Annotated in this window: 22 protein-coding genes; 10 read left to right on the top strand and 12 right to left on the bottom strand. The window is 66.6% G+C overall.

The window, feature by feature from the left end; translation table 11 throughout:
- Window positions 1-65: 65 nt before the first annotated feature.
- From xylB to BSIN_RS11720, 4 genes are all read left to right on the top strand, one after another.
- The gene (xylB, locus tag BSIN_RS11735; RefSeq protein ID WP_089340643.1) at window positions 66-1,547 is read left to right on the top strand and encodes a xylulokinase; all 1,482 of its coding nucleotides are present in this window, start codon (window positions 66-68) and stop codon (window positions 1,545-1,547) included.
- Between the two features lie 71 nt (window positions 1,548-1,618).
- Window positions 1,619-2,566: a sugar-binding transcriptional regulator gene (locus tag BSIN_RS11730; RefSeq protein ID WP_089340642.1), complete on the top strand. Its 948-nt coding sequence runs from the start codon at window positions 1,619-1,621 to the stop codon at window positions 2,564-2,566.
- 330 nt (window positions 2,567-2,896) lie between these two features.
- Window positions 2,897-4,192, top strand: a complete 1,296-nt coding sequence (locus BSIN_RS11725; protein WP_089340641.1) for a haloacid dehalogenase-like hydrolase — start codon at window positions 2,897-2,899, stop codon at window positions 4,190-4,192.
- Window positions 4,193-4,761: 569 nt separating this feature from the next.
- On the top strand, window positions 4,762-6,048 hold the full coding sequence (locus tag BSIN_RS11720) for a lipase family protein (RefSeq protein ID WP_369828173.1): 1,287 nt from the start codon (window positions 4,762-4,764) through the stop codon (window positions 6,046-6,048).
- A 108-nt stretch (window positions 6,049-6,156) separates the two neighbouring features.
- On the opposite strand, the gene BSIN_RS11715 is transcribed toward BSIN_RS11720, so the two are convergent.
- The 8 genes from BSIN_RS11715 to BSIN_RS11680 form a co-directional block, all read right to left on the bottom strand.
- The gene (locus tag BSIN_RS11715; protein ID WP_089340639.1) at window positions 6,157-7,266 is read right to left on the bottom strand and encodes an ABC transporter ATP-binding protein; all 1,110 of its coding nucleotides are present in this window, start codon (window positions 7,264-7,266) and stop codon (window positions 6,157-6,159) included.
- Between the two features lie 78 nt (window positions 7,267-7,344).
- On the bottom strand, window positions 7,345-8,037 hold the full coding sequence (locus tag BSIN_RS11710; protein ID WP_369828172.1) for an HAD family hydrolase: 693 nt from the start codon (window positions 8,035-8,037) through the stop codon (window positions 7,345-7,347).
- Window positions 8,038-8,048: 11 nt separating this feature from the next.
- Window positions 8,049-8,915: a carbohydrate ABC transporter permease gene (locus BSIN_RS11705; protein ID WP_089340637.1), complete on the bottom strand. Its 867-nt coding sequence runs from the start codon at window positions 8,913-8,915 to the stop codon at window positions 8,049-8,051.
- The gene (locus BSIN_RS11700; RefSeq protein WP_089340655.1) at window positions 8,912-9,856 is read right to left on the bottom strand and encodes a carbohydrate ABC transporter permease; all 945 of its coding nucleotides are present in this window, start codon (window positions 9,854-9,856) and stop codon (window positions 8,912-8,914) included. Before BSIN_RS11700 ends, BSIN_RS11705 begins: the two co-directional genes overlap by 4 nt.
- A gap of 90 nt (window positions 9,857-9,946) precedes the next feature.
- Window positions 9,947-11,272, bottom strand: coding sequence for an ABC transporter substrate-binding protein (locus BSIN_RS11695; RefSeq protein WP_089340636.1), 1,326 nt, complete (start codon window positions 11,270-11,272; stop codon window positions 9,947-9,949).
- A gap of 95 nt (window positions 11,273-11,367) precedes the next feature.
- Window positions 11,368-12,720, bottom strand: coding sequence for a D-tagatose-bisphosphate aldolase, class II, non-catalytic subunit (locus BSIN_RS11690; RefSeq protein ID WP_089340635.1), 1,353 nt, complete (start codon window positions 12,718-12,720; stop codon window positions 11,368-11,370).
- Window positions 12,708-13,664 (bottom strand): sugar kinase, encoded by a 957-nt coding sequence (locus BSIN_RS11685; RefSeq protein WP_089340634.1) that lies wholly within the window; start codon window positions 13,662-13,664, stop codon window positions 12,708-12,710. The genes BSIN_RS11690 and BSIN_RS11685 overlap by 13 nt, the downstream gene beginning before the upstream one ends.
- Before the next feature lie 149 nt (window positions 13,665-13,813).
- On the bottom strand, window positions 13,814-14,590 hold the full coding sequence (locus tag BSIN_RS11680; protein ID WP_069234924.1) for an L-iditol 2-dehydrogenase: 777 nt from the start codon (window positions 14,588-14,590) through the stop codon (window positions 13,814-13,816).
- Window positions 14,591-15,111: 521 nt separating this feature from the next.
- Here BSIN_RS11680 and BSIN_RS11670 point away from each other — a divergent pair.
- The 4 genes from BSIN_RS11670 to BSIN_RS11655 are packed head-to-tail and all read left to right on the top strand — an operon-like array spanning window position 15,112 to window position 18,321.
- Complete coding sequence (locus BSIN_RS11670) at window positions 15,112-15,576, top strand: Fur family transcriptional regulator (protein WP_059520612.1); 465 nt, start codon at window positions 15,112-15,114, stop codon at window positions 15,574-15,576.
- A 49-nt stretch (window positions 15,577-15,625) separates the two neighbouring features.
- Window positions 15,626-16,654, top strand: coding sequence for a metal ABC transporter solute-binding protein (locus tag BSIN_RS11665; RefSeq protein ID WP_089340632.1), 1,029 nt, complete (start codon window positions 15,626-15,628; stop codon window positions 16,652-16,654).
- Between the two features lie 16 nt (window positions 16,655-16,670).
- A complete protein-coding gene (locus tag BSIN_RS11660; RefSeq protein WP_089340631.1) occupies window positions 16,671-17,537 on the top strand; it encodes an ABC transporter ATP-binding protein in 867 nt (288 codons plus the stop codon).
- Window positions 17,530-18,321: a metal ABC transporter permease gene (locus BSIN_RS11655; protein ID WP_059520533.1), complete on the top strand. Its 792-nt coding sequence runs from the start codon at window positions 17,530-17,532 to the stop codon at window positions 18,319-18,321. The genes BSIN_RS11660 and BSIN_RS11655 overlap by 8 nt, the downstream gene beginning before the upstream one ends.
- A gap of 22 nt (window positions 18,322-18,343) precedes the next feature.
- Here BSIN_RS11655 and fghA read toward each other — a convergent pair whose 3' ends face one another.
- From fghA to BSIN_RS11640, 3 genes are all read right to left on the bottom strand, one after another.
- Window positions 18,344-19,192, bottom strand: coding sequence for an S-formylglutathione hydrolase (gene fghA / locus BSIN_RS11650; RefSeq protein WP_089340630.1), 849 nt, complete (start codon window positions 19,190-19,192; stop codon window positions 18,344-18,346).
- Between the two features lie 14 nt (window positions 19,193-19,206).
- Complete coding sequence (locus tag BSIN_RS11645) at window positions 19,207-20,313, bottom strand: S-(hydroxymethyl)glutathione dehydrogenase/class III alcohol dehydrogenase (protein ID WP_059520535.1); 1,107 nt, start codon at window positions 20,311-20,313, stop codon at window positions 19,207-19,209.
- A gap of 161 nt (window positions 20,314-20,474) precedes the next feature.
- A complete protein-coding gene (locus BSIN_RS11640) occupies window positions 20,475-22,007 on the bottom strand; it encodes a xylulokinase (RefSeq protein ID WP_089340654.1) in 1,533 nt (510 codons plus the stop codon).
- A 12-nt stretch (window positions 22,008-22,019) separates the two neighbouring features.
- Here BSIN_RS11640 and BSIN_RS26215 point away from each other — a divergent pair, with 12 nt between their 5' ends.
- On the top strand, window positions 22,020-22,253 hold the full coding sequence (locus BSIN_RS26215) for a hypothetical protein (RefSeq protein ID WP_218192419.1): 234 nt from the start codon (window positions 22,020-22,022) through the stop codon (window positions 22,251-22,253).
- 133 nt (window positions 22,254-22,386) lie between these two features.
- Window positions 22,387-23,760 (top strand): nucleobase:cation symporter-2 family protein, encoded by a 1,374-nt coding sequence (locus BSIN_RS11635; protein ID WP_173678670.1) that lies wholly within the window; start codon window positions 22,387-22,389, stop codon window positions 23,758-23,760.
- A 348-nt stretch (window positions 23,761-24,108) separates the two neighbouring features.
- On the opposite strand, the gene BSIN_RS11630 is transcribed toward BSIN_RS11635, so the two are convergent.
- Window positions 24,109-25,656, bottom strand: coding sequence for an efflux transporter outer membrane subunit (locus BSIN_RS11630; protein WP_089340628.1), 1,548 nt, complete (start codon window positions 25,654-25,656; stop codon window positions 24,109-24,111).
- Between the last annotated feature and the right edge of the window lie 2 nt (window positions 25,657-25,658).

Here is a 25,658-nt window from a genome sequence, read left to right as displayed (position 1 = left end):
GCCGGCAAACGCGCAGCTAAAGTAGCGGCTCTCTTTCGTCTAGCGGTTTGCCCCGCTCATCGCCCATGTATCTCGGCATCGATCTCGGCACATCCGAAGTCAAAGTGCTGCTGCTTTCGGACGACGGCACCGTCGTCGGCACGGCCGGCACGCCGTTTTCCGTCGAGCGCGCGCATCCGCGCTGGGCCGAGCAGCATCCGCAAGACTGGTGGGCCGGCACGCTCGCCGCGCTCGCCGCGTTGCGCGCGCAACATCGCCAGGCGTTCGCGCAGGTGCGCGCCATCGGGCTGTCCGGGCAGATGCACGGCGCGGTGCTGCTCGATCGCGACGATCGCGTGCTGCGTGCCGCGATCCTGTGGAACGACATGCGCTGCGCCGACGAAAGCGCGGAATTCGAAGCGCTCGCGCCCGATCTGCATGCGATCGCCGGCAATCTGTCGATGCCCGGCTTCACCGCGCCGAAGTTGCTGTGGGTCGCTCGCCACGAGCCGCACGTGTTTCGCGAGATCGCGTGCGTGCTGATGCCGAAGGACTATCTGCGGCTCAGGCTCACGGGCGCGAAGGTGTCCGATCCATCGGATGCGGCGGGCACGCTATGGCTGGACGTCGCCAAACGCGATTGGTCCGACGCGCTGCTCGCCGCCGGCGGGATGATGCGCGCGCAGATGCCGCGCCTCGTCGAAGGCAATGCGCCGTCCGGCACGCTGCGCGCCGACGTCGCGCGCACGCTTGGGCTGTCCGAGGCGGTCGTCGTCGCGGGCGGCGGCGGCGACAATGCGACGAGCGCGCTCGGCATCGGCGCGACGCAGCCGGGCGACGGCTTCCTGTCGCTGGGCACCTCGGGGGTGCTGAGCATCGTCGGCGACCGCTTCCGGCCAAATCCCGCATCGGCCGTCCACACGTTCTGCCACGCGATTCCGCAGCGCTGGCAGCAGATGAGCGTCGTGCTGTCGGCGGCGAGCTGCCTGCGCTGGTTCTGCAAGCTGACGTCGACCGACGAGCCCACGCTCGTTGCCGAGATCGCCGCGCTCGCGCCCGCCGCGTGCGCCGACGCACCGTACTTCCTGCCCTACCTGTCCGGCGAGCGCACGCCGCACAACGATCCATACGCGCAAGGCGTGTTCCTCGGCATGACGCACGGCACCGACCGCGCGCTCGCCGGCTACGCCGTGCTCGAAGGCGTGACGCTCGCGCTCGCCGACGGCTACGACGCGCTGCGCGCGGCCGGCGCCGCAACCGATGCGCTATCGCTGATCGGCGGCGGCGCGCGCAGCGCGTACTGGGCACAGCTGCTCGCCGATGCGCTCAACGTGCGCACGCGCCGGCACGGCGGCGGCGAGACGGGCGCGGCGCTCGGCGCGGCGCGGCTCGGCTGGCTCGCGCTCGGCGGCGCGCCGGCCGACGCGCTCGCGAAACCGCCGCTCGCCGACGAGTTCACGCCCGACGCCGCCCGCCATGCGGCACTGCGCGAGCGGCTCGACACGTTTCGCTCGCTGTACCGCCACGTGCGCCCGCTTTTCACGCCGACGCGCGCACGCCTTGCATGAGCGCGGTACGGTAAAGTGCGGTCTTTAATCCGGCGCTCGCCGCGTCGCCCGACCTGAGACGATCCCTCACCGTGTCCAAATCCACCGAAAAACTCGATCTCGCGACGCGCGCCGCTTGGCTTTATTACGTCGCGGGCGACACGCAAAACGAAATCGCCGAGAAGCTGCAGGTATCGCGGCCGGTCGCGCAACGGCTCGTCGCGCTCGCGGTCGAGAAGAACCTGATCCGCGTGCGCGTCGACCATCGGATCGCCGACTGCCTCGAACTCGCCGCGCAGTTGTCGAAGCGTTACGGCCTCGAGATGTGCGAGGTCGTGCCGATCGACGGCGACATGCCCGATGCGATCGACCGCAAGCTCGCCGTCGCGGGCGCGCAAGTGATCGAGCGCTATCTGAGCGAGGAGAAGCCGATGGTGATCGCGCTCAGCAGCGGCCGCACGCTGAAGGCCGCGGTCGCGCAGATCGCGCAGATCGATCGGCCGCAGCATCGCCTCGTGTCGATGGTCGGCGCGATCGCGCAGGACGGTTCGTCGAACCGCTATGACGTCGCCCAACACATCTCCGAGAAAACCGGCGGCAAGCATTTCCTGCTGCCCGCGCCGCTCATCGCCGATAGCGCCGCCGAGCGCGCCCAGTGGTGCAATCACCGGCTGTACCGGATCGTCGAGCAATTGTCGGCTGAAGCAGACGTCGCGTTCATCGGCATCGGCAACATCGGCGCGTACTGCCCGTTGTTCGAGGACGGCTTCATTACCGCCGACGAGTTGAACGACATGCTCGCGCGCGGCGCGGTGGCCGAGATGCTCGGGCTGCCGATCAACGCGCAGGGCCGCCGCATCGAGGCATCGACGAGCCCGCGCGTGACGAGCGTCGCGCTCGACGCGCCGCCCGCGCGGCCGACGATCGCGTTCGCGGGCGGGCCGCGCAAGCGCATGGCGGTGCTCGCGGCGTTGCGCGGCGGCTGGCTGTCGGGGCTGGTGACGGACGAGAGCTGCGCGCGGGCGGCGTTGGACGGCTAAGGGCCGAGACGCCCGCAGCGTAGAAACCGCAGGCGCAACCACGCCGGCGGGTGGCGTGCCCGACACGTCAAGCGAGCGCCCATTTCACGCGTCGCTAGCAAACCGGTTGTGCCGTCGGCACGCCCACGCGGCGCGTCGCATTCCGACAACCGGATGTCGGATTTGAACTGTCCGCCGGTTTTATGCGGAGCGAAGCTGGACGACGGCCGCCGATTCCGGCCGAGCCCATCGGCCGTCGCCGCTGCACCGCCAAGTTTTCCCGGTCGCTTCAACCGCTTGCGGCCAGCCGGCCCCGCCCCATCACGTTCGCATTCCTTAGGAGGACAAACGATGAAAACAGCACGCCGGCATTTCGTCCGGTCACTCGCCGGCGCATCGGCCGCGATCGCGGCCGGCGCATGGACGCCCGCGCGCGCGGCAAACGCCGGCGGCGGTGCCGAACCGCTGTCGCTCGCGCCCGGCCGCTGGTCGCCGCGCAACGCCGCGCGGCTCTCGGCGGTGCTCGCCGCGCACGGCTCGCGCAGCCCGGCGTACCGCGCCGAACACCGGCCCTACGCGGTCTTCGACTGGGACAACACGTGCATCATGAACGACTGCGAGGAAGCGTTGATGATGCATCAGATCGACGGGCTGCATTACCGGCTCAAGCCCGAGCAGTTCGCGGCGATCCTGCGCCAGGGGGTGCCGAACGGCCCGTTCGACGCGAAGCTCGGCTACACCACGATCGACGGCAAGCCGGTGCGCATGGAGGATATCGCCGCCGATGTCGAAGACGACTACCGCTGGCTGTACGCAAACTACCGCGGCCTGAACGGCGACATGCCGCTCGACGAGATTCGGCGCAGCGAGCCGTTCAAGGACTTCCGAGCGAAGCTGTATTTCATGTACGACGCGATCTGCGACACCTATCCGGTCGAAATCGGCTACAAGTGGATCATGTACTGGTACGCCGGCATGACGCGCGACGAACTTCAAGCCATGGCCTACGACAGCAACGTCGCGAACCTCGGCGACGCGCTGCGCAAGCTCACCTACGAAAGTTCGCGCGAGCGGCCGAGCCGGGCGGGCGTGGTCGCGGCAACCCATTTTCATGGGATCCGGATTCACGAGGAAATTCGCGCGCTGATGGATACGCTGCGCTCGAACGGCATCGACGTATATGTGAGCACCGCGTCGCTCGACGATATCGTGCGCGTATTCGCCGGCCATCCGGCATTCGGCTACGGCGTGCCCGACGACCATGTGATCGGCATGCGGATCGTGACGGAGAACGGCAAATACGTGAATCAGTACGCGCCTAACTGGCATTTCAACTACGGGCCAGGCAAAACGCTCGGCATTCGGCGCGAGTTGCAATCGAAGAAGGGCTATGGGCCGTTGCTCGTGTTCGGCGACAGCGACGGCGATGCATGGATGCTGCGCGATTTCGACGACACGGCACTCGGCGTGATCGTCAACCGGATGAAGAACGGCGAGATCGGGCTCGACAGCCAAAAGGCGGCCGCGCAACTCGGCGCGAAGGATGCGCGGCTCGTGCTGCAAGGGCGCAACGAGAATACCGGGCTGATGATCGCCGATGAACGCTCCATCAAATACGGCAAAAGCGAGCCGAAACTGCTGGCATAGCATGCGATCGGCTCATGCACGGGCGGCCGTGCAACGGATTGCAGCCGCGCTTTGGAATGCCGGCGGGCCGGGCGGCGGCCATCGCCGTTCGCCGGCATTGATTGCCGTCATGCGCCGCCCTCCACCGCCTTCAAAGTTCGTCCCTGAGCCCCGAATGGCCCGATTCATTCAGCATCGCGAATTTTAAGATAACCGCCATCCCGCCCACGCCGTACCCGGCTTAAGGCAGCCAATCTGGATAAGCGACATGGGGCATGCGCGTCCAAATTAGGCATTTTCCTTCAAACGGTGGTCAAGCCCAGTTCGCCGTGCTTCAATGCAAACCAGCATTCCGGCTGCCGCGTCATTTAGAAATACCCAAGAAAATGCCGCGCAACAAATTCCCCAAGACAACGACCGAATCAACGCCCAGGCCCGTCAATTCATTAGCAAATCGAATCATTTAGGCAATGCACTGATCGCCCTGAACGCGTCGAATGTACAGCGGGTCTCGCGGGCGCCGGAGACTCGGCAATCGAAAATGCAATGGCGCCGATCCCATTAGGAGGAGACATCGAGTGAAATCGAGCCTGCATGCATTCGCCGCCGTTCTCGCGTCGATCGCGACCGCGACGGCAATCGCCGCGACCGCCCCCACGGCGGGCGGCGCCGACGATCCGTTCTATACGTACTCCGGCAGCACGCCGCTGTCGGCCATCGCGCCCGGCACCGTACTGAAGACCCGAACCGTGAACTACCACATAGCGGGCATTCCGACCGCGGTGCTCGCGCAACAACTGCTGTACCGGACCCACAACGCGCGCAAGGAAGCCGTCGTCAACGTGACGTCGGTCATCGTCAACCCCTACAGCAACAATAACGGTCACGCGATCTCGTACCAATCGGCATACGACTCGCTCAATCCGCTCGACGAACCGTCGCGCGTGATCGCCGGCGACCGCACGCTCGGCGGCCTGCTTTACAGCGGCGAATCGATTCCGCTCTCGACGCTGCTGCTCGCGGGCTACAGCATCATCGTGCCGGACACCGAAGGCCAGACCGCCGACTTCGCGGCCGGTCCCGAATACGGGATGACGACGCTCGACTCCGTGCGCGCCGCGCTCAACACTCCGTCGACGGGCTTCACCGCTGCCAGCAAGATCGCGCTGATCGGCTATTCGGGCGGCGCGATCGCGACCAACTGGGCAGCGCAGCTCGCGCCCACCTACGCCCCGGACGTCAACCAGCGCCTCGTCGGCGCCGCCGAGGGCGGGGTGCTGGTCGATCCGGCCCATAACCTGTATTACGTCGACGGCAGCATCGTCTGGGGTGGCGTGGCGCCGGCCGCGATCGTCGGTGTCGGCCGAGCCTACGGCATCGATTTCACGCCCTATTTGAGCGACTACGGCAAGGCAGTCTTCGCGCAGGTCCAGAACCAGTCACTGATTCAGATCCTGCCGAGCCTGATGGGCCTGCACTGGAAAACGCTACTGAAACCGGAATACGCAGGCGACATCAATCGAATCGAGCCTTATGTGAGCGCAGTCAACAAAGTGAACGCGGGGCTAGTCGGTTCGCCGACCATCCCGATGTTCATCAGCCAGGGCACAGCCGGCGTGTTCAACGGCACGTTCAGCAGCCAATCCGGCGACGGCGTGATGATCGCGGGCGACGTGCGCACGCTTGCACGGCAATTCTGCGCAAGCGGAACGCCTGTCGTGTACACCGAATATCCGTTGGAGCACGCCGCGACTGCTGTCGCATGGGCTAGCGCAATGGTGCCTTGGTTGTTCGACCGGTTCGCCGGCAAGCCCGCGCCAAGCAACTGCGCGCAGATCAAGCCGGGCAACTCGCTGGCTGCCGAAACGGTCCACTGACGAACGCGCACTGGGTGGCCGCCGCACCCGGAAACGGGAGGCGGCCCGGGGCCGGGATCGGCTGCTCAGCGGCATCGGCCGGATGGAAAACAGCAGCGGCGCGACGTGTCACGCGGCAAGCGCGCGGTTCGGCTTGCGCTTGAACGCGCGCCCGTCCCGATCGAACAGATGGCAATGCTCGGGCTCGGCCGTCACGCGCAGCATCTCGCCCGTGCGATACGTTTGCAGCGGCGCAATCCGCGCGATCAACCCGTCCGGCGCGGTGCTCGATTCTGCATACAGAAACGCCGCGTCGCCAAGCGATTCGACCGTCATCGTGCGCGCCGTCACGCCGCCATTGGCCACGCCGACGCTCAGGTGCTCGGGCCGGATGCCAACTGTCACCGGATCGTCGACGCGCAGCGCCGCCGGTTCGATCGCCACATGCTGCGTCTCGCCCGTCGCAAAGCGCACCAGCGCGCCGTCGGCAGACACCGCCTGCACGACGCCGGCGAGAAAATTCATCTTCGGCGAGCCGATGAAACCCGCGACGAACTGATTCGCCGGCGCGTGATACAGCTCGTTCGGAGTACCGACCTGCTGCACGCTGCCCGCCGACAGCACGACGATCTTGTCGGCCAGCGTCATCGCCTCGACCTGATCGTGCGTCACGTAGATCATCGTCGTCTTCAGCTCGTCGTGCAGCCGGGCGAATTCGAGCCGCATCTTCACGCGCAGCGCCGCATCGAGATTCGACAGCGGCTCGTCGAACAGGAACACTTTCGGCTTGCGCGTGATCGCGCGGCCGATCGCAACCCGCTGCCGCTGCCCTCCCGATAACTGCTTAGGTTTCCTGTCGAGCAAATGATCGATGTGCAGGATCTTCGCCGCCTGCTTGACCGCATCGTCGATTTCCTGCTTCTTCGCGCCGCTCAGCTTCAGGCCGAACGCCATGTTGTCGTAGAGGGTCATGTGCGGATAAAGCGCATACGACTGGAACACCATCGCGATACCGCGCTTCGCGCTCGGCACGCCGTTGACGCGCACGCCGTCGATCAACAGGTCACCGCCCGAAATCTCCTCGAGCCCCGCGATCATCCGCATCAGCGTGGATTTGCCGCAGCCGCTCGGCCCGACGAACACGACGAACTCGCCATTCGCGATGTCGAGATTCACATCCTTCAGCACTTCGTTGTTGTCATAGCGCTTGCCGATATTGCGCAGGATCACGCTTGCCATGATTCGTCTCCGTTGTCTTCGTTCAGCGTGGCGGCCGCGCGGCTTATCGTCACCGCCACGCCCGCGCGACGCATTCGTTCAATCCGGCTGCACCGTGCCGGTTGCAAGCCACTGGGCGACGAGCGCCGGCAGCATGCGCATGTCGTCGAACACACGTCTGGCGCCGATTACGCGCAGCGCGTCGACCTGCGCGGCCGATGCATGGCCGCCGCCGATAAAGCCGAGCACCGTCATGCCCGCGGCCAACGCAGCCGTCACGCCCGTCGTGCTGTCCTCGACGACGAGACACTGCCGCGGCGCGACATCGAGCGCTTGCGCGGCGGCAAGATACACATCGGGCGCGGGCTTCGGCCGGGCGACGCTGTCCGCGCAAAACAGCCAGTCGCCAAAAAAACGCTTGAGGCCGGTGCGGCTCAACGCCGCATCCACATAATGCCGGCGGCTATTGCTCGCGCACGCGATCGGCAAATCGAGCTGTGCGAGCGCCGCGTCGACACCGGCGACCGCGCTCGCCTGCCCGGCCTTCTCCTCGACACTCGCGCGAATCGCCTCGACGTCGCCGGGGCCGAGCACACGCCCCGCGCGCTCGCACGCGCCCTCGAGCACGCGCTCGATACGCAAGCCCAGCAGCGGCATCACGATCGGCCGAACCGCCACCCCAGGCCAGCGCGCCTCGAGTTCGCGCACCAGCACATCGGCCGCAATCGCCTCGCTATCGATCAGCACACCGTCGCAGTCGCAGATGAGCGCGCGCGCATCGCGCGCGTGCATCGCCGCCGCCGTCATTTGACCGCTCCGAACGTCAAGCCGCGCACGAGCTGCTTTTGCGACAGCCAGCCGACCACCAGGATCGGCGCGACCGCGAGCAACGACGCGGCGGACAGCTTCGCCCAGAACAACCCCTCGGGGCTCGAGTACGACGCGATGAACACCGTGAGCGGCGCGGCGTTCGAACTCGACAGATTAATGCTCCAGAACGCCTCGTTCCACGACAGGATCACCAGCAGGAGCGCGCTCGACGCAAGCCCCGGCAGCGCCATCGGCATCAGCAGATAAACGATCTCCTGCCACGTCGACGCGCCGTCGATACGACCGGCTTCGAGAATGTCGCGCGGAATCTCGTTGAAATACGTGTACGTCATCCACACGGCAATCGGCAGATTGATCAACGTATAGACGATCACGAGCCCGGCGACGGTATCGAGCAGCCCCGCGTTCTTCCACATCAGATAGATCGGCACGAGCACGCCGACGGACGGCATCATCTTCGTCGACAGCATCCACAGCAGTACCTTCTGCGTGCGTTTGCCCGGGAAAAACGCCATTGCGTAGGCGGCGGGCACGGCCAGCAGCAGGCAGATCACGGTGACGCCTGCCGAAATCAGCACCGAGTTCCAAGCGAATGCGAAGTAATTGCTGCGCGCGAACACCTCGCGAAAGCTGTCGAGCGTCGGCATGAACAGAAGCGTCGACGAATATGCCTGCTGTTCCGTCTTAAACGCCGTGATCGCCATCCAGAAAATCGGAAAGAACAACGCGAGCGCGACAAGCCAAGCAAGCACGCCAGGCAGCGCGCGCGCCGCCGTGCGCAGCAGGCCGGGCCGATCGCCTGACGCGCCGCGCGAAACCGGTAAGGACAAGTCACTCATGCTTCGTACTCCCCTTTCAGATTGCGCGCGAGCATTCTCACGAGGAAGAACGACACGACGTTCGCGAGCACGACGGCAAGAATGCCGCCCGCCGACGCAAGCCCGACGTCGAATTGCTGCAGGCCGAGCGCGTAGATCAGATACGACAGGTTGGTCGTCGCATCGCCCGGACCGCCGCCCGTCGTCGTATAGATTTCAGCGAAGATCGACAGCAGAAAAATCGTCTCCATCATCACGACCACCGCGATCGCACGCTTCAGGTGTGGCAGCGTGATATAGAAAAACATCGCAAACGGCCCGGCGCCGTCGATGCGCGCCGCCTCTTTCTGCTCCTGATCGAGCGATTGGATCGCGGTGAACAAAATCAGGAATGCGAATGGCAACCATTGCCACGCAACGATCATCACAATCGACGTCATCGGATACTGCGCGAACCAGTCGATAGGCTGCATTCCGAACGCACGCATCGCGCGTGCGACGAGCCCATACACCGGGTGCAGGATCATGTTCTTCCAAATCAGCGCCGACACTGTCGGCATCACGAAGAACGGCGCGATCGCGAGCACGCGCGCGACGCCCTGCCCATAGAACTTGCGATCGAACAGCACCGCCATCAGCACGCCGCCCACCACGGTAATGACGAGCACCGAGCCGATCAACGCGAGCGTGTGCCAGATCGCCGGCAGGAACGACGGATCGGTCGCGAGGAACCGGTAGTTGTCGAGCCCGGCGAAGCCCTTCACGTCCGGATTCAGCAGGTTGTAGCGCGTGAGCGAAAACCAGATCGTCATCGCAAGCGGAATGGCCATCCACAGCAACAGCACGGCGACGGACGGTGCCGCGAGCCAACGCACGGGCTTGCGGCGCGCACGCTCGGCGGCGGCGAGCGGCGCATCGGCAAGCGGCGCCGAACTGGACAGAGAAACGCGTAAGTGACGCATGATCGGAATCACCTCGTTCAATGCGTGCGCACTGCCGCTTGCGCCCGCGTTACCGCCAAGCCGTGCGCGCGTCGCCGCGCGCACGGCGCTTTACTTTTTGTAGCCGGCCTGACGCACCGCGCGATCGGCCGCGGCCTGCCCGGCGGCAAGCGCCTGGTCGATCGTCATCTGCCCGGCCACCGCACCCGCGATCGCCTGCCCGACCACCGTGCCGAACGATTGGAATTCAGGAATCCCGACGTATTGCACACCGCTGTACGGCACCTTCTTCAGCGACGGATCGTTCGGATCGGCGCTCTGGATCGCGTTCAGCACGAAGTCGGAGAACGGCGCGGCCTTCTTGTACTCGGCACGCTGATAGGTCGACAAGCGTGTGCCGGGCGGCACCGACGCCCAGCCTTCGTCCTTGCCGACCATCTCGACGTACTGCTTCGACGTGGCCCACGCCACGAACTTCCTGGCCGCGTCCTGCTGCTTCGACGTCTTCGGAATCGCGAGCGCCCATGCCCACAACCAATGCGAACCCTTCGGCGTGACGGCGACCGGCGCGGCGGCAAAACCGATCTTGTCGGCAACTTGCGACTGCTGCTTGTTGTACAGCATTCCCGCCGCGACCGTCGCGTCGATCCACATCGCACATTTGCCCGATGCGGTGAGCGTCAGATTCTCGTTGAAACCGTTCGAACTCGCGCCCGGAGGGCCGTCCTTCTTCAGCAGGTTCGTGTAGAAACCGATCGCCTTTTTCCACTCCGGCGACGTGAGCTGTGCATTCCAGTTTTCGTCGAACCAGCGGCCGCCGAACGTATTGACGACGGTCGACACATACGCCATGTTCTCGCCCCAGCCCGCCTTGCCGCGCAGACAGATGCCGTACACGCCGCTCGCGCGGTCGGTCAGCTTGTCGGCAAACTCGGCGATCTGGTCGTAAGTCGGCTGAGCCGGCATCTTCAAACCCTTCGCGGCGAACAGATCCTTGCGGTAGAACGTCATCGAACTTTCGACATAGAACGGCAGCGCATAGAGCTGACCGTTGTAGGACAGGCTGTCGCGCGCGGTCTTGATCACGTCTTCCAGATCGTAATCGGCGGGCAGTCCCGTCATCGGCGCGAGCCAGCCGCGCTTGCCCCATTGCGGCGCCTCGTAGGTGCCGATCGCCATCACGTCGAACTGGCCGCTGCCCGTCGTGATATCGGTGGTCGCACGCTGGCGCAGCACGTTTTCCTCGAGAATCACCCAGTTCAGGCGGATGTCCGGATTCGCTTTCTCGAACGCCGACGACAATTTCTTCAGCTCGATCATGTCCGGGTTGTTCAGCGTCGCGATGGTCAGCGCCGCCGCATGTGCGGCCAATCCCGACGCCGTAAGCGCGACACTCGCGACAAGACGCGCGGCGGCGGTGAAGGTCTTTCGTTGCATGGCATGTCTCCTGATTGCGTTTTGATTTCGTGTCGACTGCATGCCGTATCGACGGCGTGCGGGCTTCGTGCCGCCGCGCATGGCGCGGCCCGTTTTCAACCGCTTTGCTGCATCGCGCATGCGCGTGCGTAGCGCGAGATCACTTCGCGGATCCGGTAGCGCACCCAAGCGGCGGGCTCGCGCGCAAGTTCACCTCGCCGGCACGCGGCATACACGTCGGGCAGCCACTGCGCGACAAGCGTTTCGGGCGGCGCGCAGCGCGCGAGATTGTCGAACAAACGTTCAAGCGCCGCCGCAACCGCCGGCTGCAGCCAGTAATAGCGAATCCGGTCGCTGTAGCTGAACTGGCGCGCGAGCCGCTGCGCGAGCGCGTCGCCGCGATAGTAAGGTGCCCAGTATTCGGGGCGCTCGCGCATCGCCGCATCGATCACGTCGCGCAATTGCGAACGCTGCGATGCGTCGTCGAACAGCGCGTCCTCGATATACGTCAACGCGAACAACGCCTCGCGCAACGCGAACGTCAGCGCCGGCCCAACCTTCAGGATCGCGAAGTGATCGCGCACGAGCGCGGCAAGCGCTGCTTGCGTCTGGTAGTCGGTCGAATGCGCTTCGAACACGAGCCGCGGCTCGCGCAGGATGCTCGCGCCCAGTTCGGCCGCGCGCGGTGGATCGTAGTCGAGTACGCGCCGATCGTCGAAATCGACGCCGGGCTGCGCGACGAGCGCGATCACGCGCGACCACGCATCGTGCAGGCCGTATCGCGCGAACGCTTCGCGATGCGCGTCGAGTGTCGCGTGCACGCTGGCCGCGCGGGTCACTTCGATTTGCGCGAGCGCGCCGCGCTTTGCCGCATCACTCACCTCGCCGCCCGGCGTCGGCACCTCGGTACCGATCACGTAGACGGGCGAGACGCCGCTCGCACGCGCCGCCCGTTCCGCTATCGCACACAATTGCGCGGCCCGCTCGGCGATCGTCGCATCGGACAGCGCGGCCGCGTCGTCCGCACAGGCCGCGCTCGCATCGAGATGAATCTTCGAGAAGCCCGCTTCGACATACGCGGCCACCATCTCGCCCGCTTCGCGCATTGCGTCGCGCGCGCTCAGATGACGCCATGGAATCGGCCCGAGATGATCGCCGCCGAGAATCAACGCATCGGCCGGAAACCCGCTGTCACGCGCGAGCGCGTCCACGTCGCGCCGGAACTCGGCGGGCGTCATGCCGGTATAGCCGCCGCGATGATTGACCTGATTGCAGGTCGCCTCGATGAGAAGCGGGGATTCGTCGTCACGCGCGGCTTCGAACGCCGCTTCGAGCACGATGCGGTGCGCGCTGCACACCGAATAAATACCGCAGCGCCGTCCCGTGCGGTTCGCCTCGAAAATTTCGCGCAGCATCCGCGTGGCGCCGTGCATGCGCGGCGGCTCGATGAGTGTGCTCACGCCACGCATGCGGCACCTCGCTCGCCAAGGACACGTTCGATCTCATCCGGCGTACTGTTACCTTCCATCGGACCGATCCGCGCGACGGCAAGCGCGCCTGCCGCGTTCGCGCGCGCGAGCGCGGCCTGAATCGGCATGCCGGCGACCAGGCTCGCGACCAACGTGCCGCCGAAGCAATCGCCGGCACCCGTCGGATCGGCCTCGACCGTCCTGAACGCCGGCACGGCAAAGCTGCCCGTGCGGTCGAACGCGACGCTGCCCGCCGCGCCGCGCTTGAGCACCACTGTCTCGAGCAGCGGATGCGTCGCAAGCAACCCCGCAATCGAGCGTTCGCTCGGCTGCGCACCGCAGAAAAACGGCAGATCGGCCTCGCTCGGCAAGAACAGATGACATACGCCGAGCATCTCGAGCAGCGCCGCGCGCATCGGTTTGAACGCGAGCATCTCGGCGCGCACGTTCGGATCGAACGAAATCCTCGCGCCCGCGCGCGCCGCCTCGCTCACGCCGCGCTGCACCGTGGCGATCGCGCGTTCGCTCGTAAGCGACGAGCCCATCACATGAAAATAGCGGCAGCCGGCGAACATCGACGTATCGAGATCCGCAGGCTCGATAAGCGCCACCGCGCTGCCGTCGATGCTGTAGACGAATTGGCGCTCCCCGCTCGTGCGATAAGCGACAAACGCGACCCCGGTGGGACGCGCGACGCGGCGGATTCGCGCAACGTCGACGCCATCGCTTGCCAGGCGCGCGATGATCGCATCGCCGAACGCATCGCACCCGACGCAGCCCGCATACGTCACCGACGCCCCCATGCGCGCCGCCTGATCGGCAAAGATCGCCGGCGCGCCGCTCGGAAACGGGCCGACGAACTCGCCCGGCGCATCGAAGCCCTGGCCGCGCGCGGCGGCGACGAATTCCGCGAGCAATTCGCCCGCCACCACAATCTCAGCCATCACGCCCTCCCGAGCAAGCCGCCCGGCGCGAGGATCGGCCGCGCGGCCTGCGCAACGCGGCACCGCGCACCGGGGCTTGTCTCATATCGATCCTGCTCCAGCGCCCCGCGCATGCAAGCCGCCGCGGGGTGCGCGCGAATCTGCTCATGTCAGCTCATCCAATTGCCGCCGTCGACATTGAGCGTCTGGGCGGTGATGTAATCCGCGTCGGCTGACGCAAGAAAGAGCGCGGCCCCGGTCAGATCGGCCGGCACGCCCATCCTGCCAAGCGGCACCGCTTCGCCTACGAGGCGCTTTTTCTCACCCGGCGGGCGGCCCTCGTAGCGCGCGAAAAGCGCGTCGACCTGTTCCCACATCGGCGTATCGACGACGCCCGGCGCAATGCCGTTCACGTTGATCCGGTGCTTCGCGAGCGCGAGCGCGGCCGATTGCGTGTAGCTCAGCACGGCGGCCTTCGTCGCGCAGTAATGCGAAACGAGCGCCTCGCCGCGCCGGCCCGCCTGCGACGACATATTGATGATCTTGCCGCCGCGCCCCTGCTCGACCATCCGTTGCGCGACCGCCTGCATCAGGAAAAACATGCCCTTCACGTTGACGGCGAACAAGCGATCGAACACGTCCCACGATTCGTCGAGAAGCGGGCGCATGTCGAACAGCGCTGCGTTGTTGAACAGAATGTCGATGCCGCCGAACCGCTCGACGGCGGTCGTGACGATGCGCGCGATGTCGTCGCGGCGCGTGACGTCTGCCGTAATGGCCAGCGCGCGATCCGGATGCGCGGCGACCAGCGTGGCAAGCGCGCCGTCGGCCGGTTTCAGATCGACGAGCACGCAGCGCGCGCCCTCGTCCAGATAGCGTTGCGCGACTGCCTCGCCGATGCCGCTCGCCGCGCCCGTCAGGATCGCGACCTTGTTCTGCAATCTCACAGATCTGTCTCCGATTCGTTATTCATCGCGCCGCCGGCACTGAGCGAACGTTCATTTATTGGTCATTTGCTCTAATTTCGAACGAATGATCGGCCACGAACCCCATGCTGTCAAGGCGGAAAAACCGCCTTTTGATGCTGCGCCGCCACATTGCGAGCGCGCGGCCGAGGCGTACACCGCGCGCAGCGCGAAATAGGAACCGGGGGGAAACGAAGCGCGAAAATTGGCTAAAAGGCCGGAAAGTAAACGCAGCGAAATAAACGCAGCGAAAATCCGGAAAGCACATCGCCATCGCGGTTGGCAGAACAACGCATCGACGGAACGACAAACGCAATGCAACAGCCGGCGATACGGGCACCCGCATATCCGGCCTTCTTGCCGGGCAGCCCGCATGGCTGCCGAAAACCGCCCGCCGGAAACGAAAAAACCGCAGGCAATGGGCAACCACCGGGATGCAAGGCCGGCCGATACGTTATATCATCGCCATCGTGTTCGCCCTATCCGACCGACCGGTTCACACGATGGCCTCAACCCACCCTCTCGCCGCCCGCCTGTCCCGTGCCGATGCGTTTGCCGCCGAGCACGGTCTCGCGTGGACCCCGCTGCGCCGCCAAGTCTACGAGCATGTGCTTGCCGCGCTGCGCCCGATCGGTGCCTACGATCTGCTCGCCGAGCTGGAGCCGCAGCGCGGCCGCGTGCCGCCGACCACCGTCTACCGCGCGCTCGATTTCCTCGTCGAACATGGCTTTATCCATCGGATCGAATCGAAGAACGCGTTCGTCGCGTGCTGCGAGATCGGCAAGCCGCACGAAGGTCAGTTCCTGATCTGCGAAGCGTGCGGCGAGACGGTGGAAATTCCCGGCGGCGAACTCGCCAAGCAATTGTCCGCGAGCGCCCCCGCGCACGGCTTCGAAGTGCATCGGCAAGTCGTCGAGCTGAGCGGCCTGTGTGGCCAGTGCAAAAGCAAACACGCGCGGCACGGCTGAGCCCGCCGCGCCAGGCTTTCGTCCCGTCAAACCGAAAAGGATCGACCGTATGTTCCTCGCCGCCCCGACGCGCGCGCCATTGCGCGCGTCTGTTCCGTTGGCGTCTGTTCCGTTGGCGCGCCGTTTGACCGGCGCATGCGCCGCGTGCGACGTCACGTCCGCCGCGCATGCGCGCCGCGCCGCGCGCGCATCCACCATCGCGCGGCGTGCACGGGCGCTCGCCGCCGGCATCGCCGCGCTGCTTGCCGCCGGCGCCGCGTTTGCGCAAGGCGCGCCGCTCAAGGTGGTCGCCGCGGAGAATTTTTACGGCGACGTCGCGCGGCAAATCGGCGGCGCGCATGTGCAGGTATCGAGCATCCTCAGCAATCCCGACCAGGATCCGCACCTGTTCGAAGCGAGCCCGAAAATCGCCCGCGAGCTGCAACAGGCGAAAGTCGTGATCTACAACGGCGCCGACTACGATCCCTGGATGCCGAAGCTGCTGGCCGCGTCCAAGCGTGACAAGCAGGCCACCATCGTCGTCGCCGAACTGGTCGGCAAAAAGGCGGGCGACAACCCGCACCTCTGGTACGATCCGCCGACGATGCCCGCCGCCGCCCGCGCACTTGCATCAGCGTTCGGCTCGGCCGACCCTGCGCACAAGGCCGATTACGATGCGAATCTCGCGAAGTTCGTCGCGTCGATGCAGCCGCTCGGCGCGAAAGTGGCCGCGTTGCGCGCGCGCTACCGGGGCATTCCCGTCACCGCGACCGAGCCCGTATTCGGCTATATGGCCGACGCGATCGGGCTCGACATGCGCAACCCGCGCCTGCAACTCGCGGCGATGAACAATACCGAGGCAAGCCCGGCCGATATCGCCGCGTTCGAGAACGATCTGAAGAAGCACCAGGTGCGCGTGCTGTTCTACAACAGCCAGGCCGTCGAACCGATGACCAAGCGGATGCTGAAGATCGCGAACGACGCGCACGTGCCGGTCGTCAGCGTCACCGAGACGCAACCGGCCGGCAAGACCTTCCAGCAATGGATGCTGTCGCAGCTCGACGCGCTGGCGTCGGCGCTCGGCCAACCGCAACCGTAACGTGGCACGCGATTCGATGCTTGCACTCGAACTCGATCACGTCACGCTTGCGCTCGGCGGCCGCACGATCCTGCACGACGTGAGCTTCGCCATCGAGGCGGGCGAATTCGTCGGCGTGCTCGGCCCGAACGGCGCGGGCAAGACGACCTTGATGCGCGCCGTGCTCGGCCTCGTGGCGGCCGAGCACGGTACGATCCGCGTCGCGGGCGACGTGGTCGCGCGCGGCAATCCGGCAATCGGCTACATGCCGCAGGTGCGCAGTGCGCTCGCCGGCCGGCACGTGCGCGGCTACGACTTCGTCGCGATGGCCGCGCGCGGCCATCGCTGGGGGCTGCCGCGCATGAGCGCCGCGATCCGTGCCGATGTCGAGCGCGCGCTCGAACTGGTCGGCGCGACGGCACTCGCGAAACGGCCGCTGTTCGAGCTGTCGGGCGGCGAGCGCCAGCGTCTGCTGCTCGCGCAATGCCTGCTCGGCGCACCGAAGCTGCTGCTGCTCGACGAGCCGCTGATCAGCCTCGATCCAAACCATCAGCGCGGCGTCGTCGAGCTGGTTCGGCGCGTGCAGCGCGAGCTTGGGATCACCGTGCTGTTCTGCGCGCACGAACTCAATCCGCTGCTCAACGCGCTCGATCGCGTGCTGTATCTCGGCAACGGCGTCGCCGCGCTCGGCACCGTCGACGAGGTGATCACCAAGCCAGTGCTGTCGCGGCTGTACGGCGCGCCAATCGACGTCATGCGCGCCAACGGCCGCATCTTCGTGATGTCGGGCGACATCGAGGTGGAAAAGCACGATCACGGGCACGAAGACGATCATCACCACGGCCACGGTCATCGACATGGCCATGCGCACTCACACGGCAGCGGACATACCCACGATGCTTGAATACGACTTCATGGTCAACGCGTTCGCGGCAGCGGGCATCGTCGCGGTGCTCGCGGGAATCGTCGGCTATTTTCTGGTGCTGCGCGGCCAGACGTTCGCGGGACATGCGCTGTCGCACGTCGGGTTCACCGGCGCGACGGGCGCGGCGCTGATCGGCGTGTCGCCGATCTGGGGAATGGTGGGCTTCACGCTGGCGGCGGGCATCGGGATGGGCGCGCTCGGCGAGCGGCTGGCCGGGCGTGACGTCGCGATCGGCGTGACGCTGTCGGTCGCGCTCGGCTGCGGTCTGCTGTTTCTGCATTTCTATACGAGCTACGCGACGCAAGTGACTGCGCTGCTGTTCGGCAACGTGCTCGGCGTGAGCCGCGAGACGCTCGCCGTGCTCGCGGGCATCGGCGCGGTGAGCCTTGCGGCGCTCGCCGCGATCGCGCGGCCGCTGCTGTTTGCGTCGCTTCAGCCGGAACTCGCGGAAGCGAAGGGCGTATCGCTGCGGCTCGTGTCGGTGCTGTTCCTGTCGATTTGCGCACTCGCCGTCGCCGCGTGCACGCAGATCGTCGGCGTGCTGCTCGTGTTCACGCTGCTCGTCGGTCCCGCGGCGGCCGCGCAGCATCTCGCCACGCGCCTGTCGACGGGGCTCTGGCTCGCGGCCGGGCTTGCGCTCGGCCAGGCATGGCTCGGCATCGCGCTCGCGTATTACACCGATTGGCCAACGAGCTTCTGGATCACCGCACTATCGGCGGCAACCTATGGGCTGAGCCTCGTTGGACAGCGGCGCGCCGCGTAACGGGGCATGGCGCGTCAGCGCGTCAGCGCGTCAGCGCGCGCGCATGATGCGCGATGTGATCGGCGATGAACGTCGAGATAAAGTAATAGCCGTGATCGTAGCCCGCATGCCGGCGCAGCGTGAGCGGCTGACCTGCCGCGCGGCACGCGGCCTCGAACACATCCGGATTGAGCTGCGTCGCGAGGAATTGATCGGCGAGCCCCTGGTCGATCAGGATGGCATCGGCAAACTTGCGCGCATCGGCGCGTGCGACCAGTTCGCTCGCGTCATACCGTTTCCACGCTTCGCGATCGGCGCCCAAATAACCGGAAAACGCCTTTTCGCCCCACGGGCAGCGCGTCGGCGCGGCGATCGGCGCGAACGCCGATACCGACCGGTACACGTCCGGATGGCGCAACGCGAGCGCGAGCGCGCCGTGGCCGCCCATCGAATGCCCGAAGATGCCGAGCCGCGCGCCGTCGATCGGCAACTCGGCCGTCACGGTCGCGCGCAGCTCGTCGGCGACATATGACTCCATCCGGTAATGCGTCGACCACGGCGCTTCGGTCGCGTCGACGTAAAAGCCCGCGCCGACGCCGAAATCCCACGCGTCGGTCTCGCCCGGCACGCCCGCGCCGCGCGGGCTGGTATCGGGCGCGACGAGCGCGAGCCCCGCGCGCGCGGCAAAGCGCTGCGCGCCGGCCTTGATCGCGAACGTCTCGTCGGTGCAGGTCAGCCCCGCGAGATAGAACAGCGCCGGCACGCGGCCATGCGCCGCCTGCGGCGGCAGATACACCGAAAATTTCATCGGCAGCCCGATCGCGTTCGAAGCGTGCCGGTAAAAGCGCTGCTCGCCGCCGTGGCAAGCATGCGACGAAACCAGTTCGAGCATCGCGTCACCTGCGCTCAATACAATACGACCGAGCGGATCGACTCGCCGCGCTTCATCAGCGCGAAGCCGTCGTTGATCTGCTCGAGCGGCAGCGTATGCGTGATCAAGTCGTCGATGTTGATCTTGCCTTCCATGTACCAGTCGACGATCTTCGGCACGTCGGTGCGCCCGCGCGCGCCGCCGAACGCCGAACCCTTCCATTCGCGCCCCGTCACGAGCTGGAACGGCCGCGTGCCGATCTCCTCGCCCGCCGCCGCGACGCCGATGATGAACGACTGCCCCCAGCCCTTGTGCGTGCATTCGAGTGCCTGGCGCATCGTCGTCACGTTGCCGATGCATTCGAACGAATAATCCGCGCCGCCGTCGGTCAGCTGCACGATATGGTCGACGACGTTCGGCACGTCCTTCGGATTGACGAAGTGCGTCATCCCGAACTTCTTCGCAAGCTCGACGCGCGCCGGATTGATGTCGACGCCAATGATCTTGTCGGCGCCCACCATCTTCGCGCCCTGGATCACGTTCAGCCCGATGCCGCCCAAACCGAACACCGCGACGTTCGCGCCCGCCTCGACCTTCGCCGAGTAGACCACCGCGCCCACGCCCGTCGTCACGCCGCAGCCGATATAGCAAACCTTGTCGAACGGCGCGTCCTCGCGGATCTTCGCGACGGCGATCTCCGGCACGACGATATAGTTGGAGAACGTCGACGTGCCCATGTAATGGAAGATCGGCTTGCCGCCGATCGAGAAGCGCGACGTTGCATCGGGCATCAGCCCCTTGCCCTGCGTCGCGCGGATCTTCTGGCACAGGTTCGTCTTGCGCGACAGGCAGAATTTGCATTCGCGGCACTCGGGCGTATAAAGCGGAATCACGTGATCGCCCCGCTTCAGCGTGCCGACGCCAGGCCCGACATCGACCACGACGCCCGCGCCCTCATGGCCGAGAATCGCCGGAAAGATGCCTTCCGGGTCCGCGCCGGACAGCGTGTAATAGTCCGTATGGCAGATACCCGTGGCCTTCACCTCGATCAGCACTTCGCCCGCACGCGGGCCTTCGAGATCGACTTCCTCGATCGTCAGCGGCTCGCCCGCCTTCCATGCAACTGCGGCCTTCGTTTTCATCGGGGACTCCTGTCGGTAGCGGGCCGCGCCGCATGCGGCGCGGCAATGGGAACATAGGCAAACAAGATGATCGCAAAGCGGCGGGCAGCGCGCGTGTACGCACGAGCCGCCCGCTTGCTCAAATACGACATCGCTGGCGCCGGCAAGCAAAACGTAAAATTTTAATCGTTTGTACCGAACCACGCTTCGGTGCGCCTGTACAGCTCGACGAAGCGCGCGTGGCGCGCGGCAAGCGCCGCATCCCCGCTCGGCGTGGCCACGCACGACGCCGCCGGCGCGAGCGCGGCAAGCTCGGCCGCCCGCCAATGCCCCGCCGCGACGCCCGCGAGCAGCGCCGCGCCACGCGCGGCGGCATGCGGGCAATCGACGGCGAGCAATTCGACGTCGAGCGCGTCGGCCAGCAATTGACGCCAGCGCTGCTCGATCGAGCCGCCGCCCGCGAGCCGCAACGCACGCACCGGCAAGCCGTGCGCACGGATCGCATCAAGCCCCGCGCGCAACGCGAACGCAACGCCCTCGAACGCGGCGCGCATCAGCGCGCTCCGTGCGTCGCCCAGCGTGAGGCCGAGCCAGCCGCCGCGCGCCGCGGGGTTCATCCACGGTGAACGCTCCCCCGTCAAATACGGCAGGAAACTGAGCTGCGGCGACGCCGGCATGGAAAACGCGTCGTCGTAGGCCGAGCGCCAGTCAGGATAGACGAGCCAGCCGCGCGCCGCATCGAGCGCGATGCCGACGTTCTGCATCGCAGCCATCGTGTAATAGCGCACGCCGAGCGCCGTCCGGTAACGGTGCAGCCCGGCGCGCGGAGCGCCCGCCCGCTCGCTCAGCACGACGATCTGGCCGCCCGTGCCGGTGGTAAGCAGCGCGTCGCCGTCGTGCACGAGGCCGCTGCCGAGCGCCGCGCACGGCGTATCGCCCGCGCCCGTGGCAAGCGGGATGCCGGCCGGCATCCCGAGCGCGCCCGCGGCATCGGCCGACAACGCGCCGCAGACCGCATGCGATGCACGCAGCGGCGCGAACAGCGCACGCGGCAGGCCGAGCGCGTCGATCAGCGCGTCGTCCCAATCGCCGTCCGGGCTTGCGAGCGCGGTCGCGCACGCATCGGACGGATCGCTCGCGCTCTCGCCGCCCAGCGCGGCGCGCAGCCAGTCCTTCGGCTGCCACGCCCAGCGCGCGGCATGCAGCAGATCCGGCTCGTGCAACGCCAGCCATGCGAGCAGCGGCCCTGCCATGCCCGGCGAGACGGGATTGGGCGCGCGCGGCCGGTGCGCGGGCTGCGGCTCGCCCGCATTCGATCCGGACGCGGCCTGCCCAGCCGCGCCGCTGCACTGCCCGATCGTGTCGACCGCCGCCGGCCCGCCGACGCCCGGCCAACCCGCAACGAGCGCCGATGCACGCGTATCCGGCCACAGCATCGCCGGGCGCAGCGCGTCTCCAGCCGCATCGGCCAGCACCACACCGTGCATCTGTCCTGACAAGCCGATCGCGCCGATGCGCGCGCGTTCACCGTCGGGCAAGCGCTGCGCGGCGTCGACGAGCGCGCGCCACCAAACGCGCACGTCGATTTCCGCGCAGCCCGGCTGCGGCGTCGCGACCGGGTACGCGGCGCACGCCGTCGCGCGCACCTGGCCGCCGCCGTCGACGATCGCGAGCTTCAACGAGCCTGTCCCCAGATCAATGCCGAGAAATCGCATGACGTAATCGCAATGGATATGCATAAGCCGGTGCCGATGATAACCGGCCCGCCGCCGCCCGGTCCCAGCGCCCGCGCGAACGGCCGGCTGAACACGCACGGCGGCCGTTCGCGCGAACACCATGTCGACTCTTCGATACCGAAAATAAATCTGGCGATATTTGACGGCATCGACCCGTCATTTTTGAACTGCGATAAAAGCATGGCGCACCGCCCACACCGCTTCATTATCCGGCCCCGAGCATGAACGCATCGTCTTTTCCGTCTCCGAGCACATATCGGCGCAGCAAAGCCCGGAATAAAACCGGGCGATCTTGTTGCGATTCGCCGACGCGCATAACGTTGAGCCACTACCCCGACAAAATCATGGAGTGAGACAGATGCAATCGAACACGGTCCATCCGTGCGATGAAGTGTTGCCTGCCGGCAGGCTGCTGACGCTCGGCCTGCAACACGTTCTCGTGATGTATGCAGGCGCCGTCGCAGTGCCGTTGATCGTCGGCGGCGCGCTCAAACTGCCGAAGGATCAGCTTGCGTTCCTGATCAGCGCGGATCTGTTCGCGTGCGGCATCGCCACGCTGATTCAGACGTTGGGCGTCGCGATCTTCGGCATCCGGCTGCCGGTCATCATGGGCTGCACGTTCGCGGCCGTCGGCCCGATGATCGCGATCGGCACGAATCCCGGCCTCGGCATTCTGGACGTATTCGGCGCGACGATCGCGGCCGGTGCGATCGGCATCGTGCTCGCGCCGGCCATCGGCCGGCTGCTGCGATTCTTTCCGCCCGTCGTCGTCGGCACCGTGATCGCGGTGATCGGGCTGTCACTGATGGAAGTCGGCATCAACTGGGCGGCGGGCGGCGTCGGCAATCCGAACTACGGCGATCCGCTCTATCTCGGGCTGTCGTTCGTCGTGCTCGCGCTGATTCTCGCGATCAACCGGTTCGGCCGCGGCTTCGTCGCGAATATTTCGGTGCTGCTCGGCATCGTCGCGGGCTTCGCGATCGCGTTCGCGACCGGCCGCGTGAACACCGACGGCATCGCCACCGCGCCGTGGGTCGGCTTCGTCGCGCCGTTCCATTTCGGGTGGCCGCATTTCGATCCGCTGTCGATCGCCACGATGGTCATCGTGATGTTCGTCACGTTCATCGAATCGACGGGAATGTTTCTCGCGGTGGGGGACATGGTCGAGCGGCCGGTCGATCGCGACACGCTCGTGCGCGGCTTACGCGTGGACGGCCTCGGCACGCTGATCGGCGGCATCTTCAATTCGTTCCCGCATACGTCGTTCTCGCAGAATGTCGGCCTGATCGGCGTGACGGGCGTGAAGAGCCGCTTCGTCTGCGCGACGGGCGGCGTGATCCTCGTGCTGCTCGGACTGTTTCCGAAGATGGCGCAGGTAGTCGCGTCCGTGCCGCCTTTCGTGCTCGGCGGCGCGGGAATCGTGATGTTCGGAATGGTCGCGGCGAACGGCATGAAGGTGCTGTCGAAGGTCGATTTCGTACACCGCCAGCACAATCTGTTCATCGTTGCGGTAAGCGTCGGGCTGGGGCTCGTTCCCGTCGTGTCGCCGCATTTCTTTTCGAAGCTGCCGGCCGCGCTCGCCCCGATTCTGCATAGCGGGATTCTGCTCGCGTCGGTATCGGCCGTCGTGCTCAACATCGTGTTCAACGGCATGAGCGGCGAACGCGACGCGCATCAAGCGATCCGGCAGGCAGGCCGCGATTTCGACCGGCGGCCGGCCGATCTTCATTGACGGCGGCGTGCCGCGCGCGCCGGGGCTCGGCGCTCGCGATGAACGCACGAGCCGGCCGGGGCGCGCGCCGCCCTTCCATGCGCGCCGCATGCCGGCCCGCCCATCCGATGCATGCAGCGTTTGACGGCACGCGGCGCGCCCGTCAACGAAAACACCCCGAAGGCCGGAAAGAAACCTCCGGCTTTCGGGGTGCGGTACAGCGTCATGCGAGATATTTCATCCGCACGGCCAACCTGCGATGCAGCGGTCAACCGCCGTTGCGCTCGCCTCGGCGCGGCGCGGCGGCCGTCCGGGCCATGGGACGGCGAATGAATTTCCGTTCGCCTGCCACGCGGCCGTCGCGAATGCTCAGCTTGGCGTCACGGCGGCAGCCGATGCGGCCTGCGCGGCGGACGCCGCCGCAGGCGCAGCCGCGTTGCCGTAATCGACCGGCGCATCGGCCGGACGCGGCGTCTCGCCCGCCCGCTCGATCCATCCGCCGCCCAGCGCGCGGTACAGATCCACCAGGCTCGTCCACCGCGCAAGGCGCGCGGTGATCAGCGATTGCTGCGCCGAGTACAGATCCGTCTGCGCCGTCAGCACCGACAGATAGCTGTCGACGCCGTTCTTATAACGCAGATCCGACAGATCGAACCGCCGCTGCTGCGCGTGCTCATTGCGCTCCAGCGCCGCAATCTGCTGGTCATACGTGCCGCGCGCCGCCAACCCGTCCGACACCTCCCGGAACGCCGACTGAATCGCTTTCTCGTAGTTCGCGATCTCGATGCGTTTTTGCACGTTCGCGTAATTCAGATTCGCGATGTTCTTCCCGCCTTCGAAGATCGGCATCGTGATCTGCGGCGCGAACGACCACGCCGCCGTGCCCGCCTTGAACAGCCCCCCGAGCGTCGGGCTCGCCGTCCCGAAGGCGCCCGTCAGCGAAATCCGCGGGAAGAATGCGGCGCGCGCCGCGCCGATGTTCGCATTCGCCGCCAGCAACTGCTGCTCCGCTTCCATGATGTCCGGACGGCGCGTCAGCAGATCGGACGGCAGCCCCGCCGGAATGTCCGTCAGCAGGTTCTGCGCGTCCAACGGCAGCCCTGCCGGCAGGTCCTCCGGCAGCGGCTCGCCGATCAGCAGCACCAGCGCGTTCAACGCCTGCGCGCGAGCGCGCGCCTGCGCCTGCTGGTTCGCCAAAGCCGTCTCGACCACCGTCTGCGCCTGCCGCAGCGCCAGCTCCGTGCCCGTGCCGTTATCGAATTGCAGCTTCGTCAGGTTATATGACGACTGCGCGGTCTTCAGCGTGTTCTCCGTCACCCTCAGCAGATCATCGGTCGACAGCAGCGTCAGATACTGGTCGGCCACCTGCGAGACGAGCGAAATCTCCGCCGCCTTGCGCGCCTGCGCGGTCGCCAGATACTGCGCGAGCGCCTGGTCCTTCAGGCTCTGCAACCGGCCGAACAGATCCAGCTCCCACGACGCCGACAGCCCGACGTTGTAGGTTGTCGTGATATTACGGCCCGGCACCGCCGTCAGCGCGTTCGGCAACCGCTGGCGATCGCCCGTGCCGCTCGCGTCGAGCGCCGGGAACAGCGCTGCGCGCGTGATCTGATACTGCGCGCGCGCCGCCTCGACGTTCAGCACCGACACCCGGAGGTCGCGATTGTTTTTCAGCGCGATCTCGATCAGCCGCTGCAGCCGCGGATCGGCAAAGAACTCGCGCCAGCCGATCTCGGCGGCTGATTGACCGTTCGCGCTGCGCGCGCCCGGCGCGGCACCCGGCTGCGCCGCATACACGCCGTCGGTCGGGAACGCGCCGGATACCGGCGCGGCCGGGCGCTCATAGCGCGGCGCCAGCGTGCAACCCGCCGCGACCAGCGCGACCGCGAGCGCGGTCAAAGCATAGATTGGCTTCATCA

This window comes from Burkholderia singularis (assembly GCF_900176645.1).
Classification (GTDB): domain Bacteria; phylum Pseudomonadota; class Gammaproteobacteria; order Burkholderiales; family Burkholderiaceae; genus Burkholderia; species Burkholderia singularis.
The sequence above is the reverse complement of the archived record's forward strand: the minus strand, read 5'-3'. Positions and strand labels throughout refer to the sequence as shown.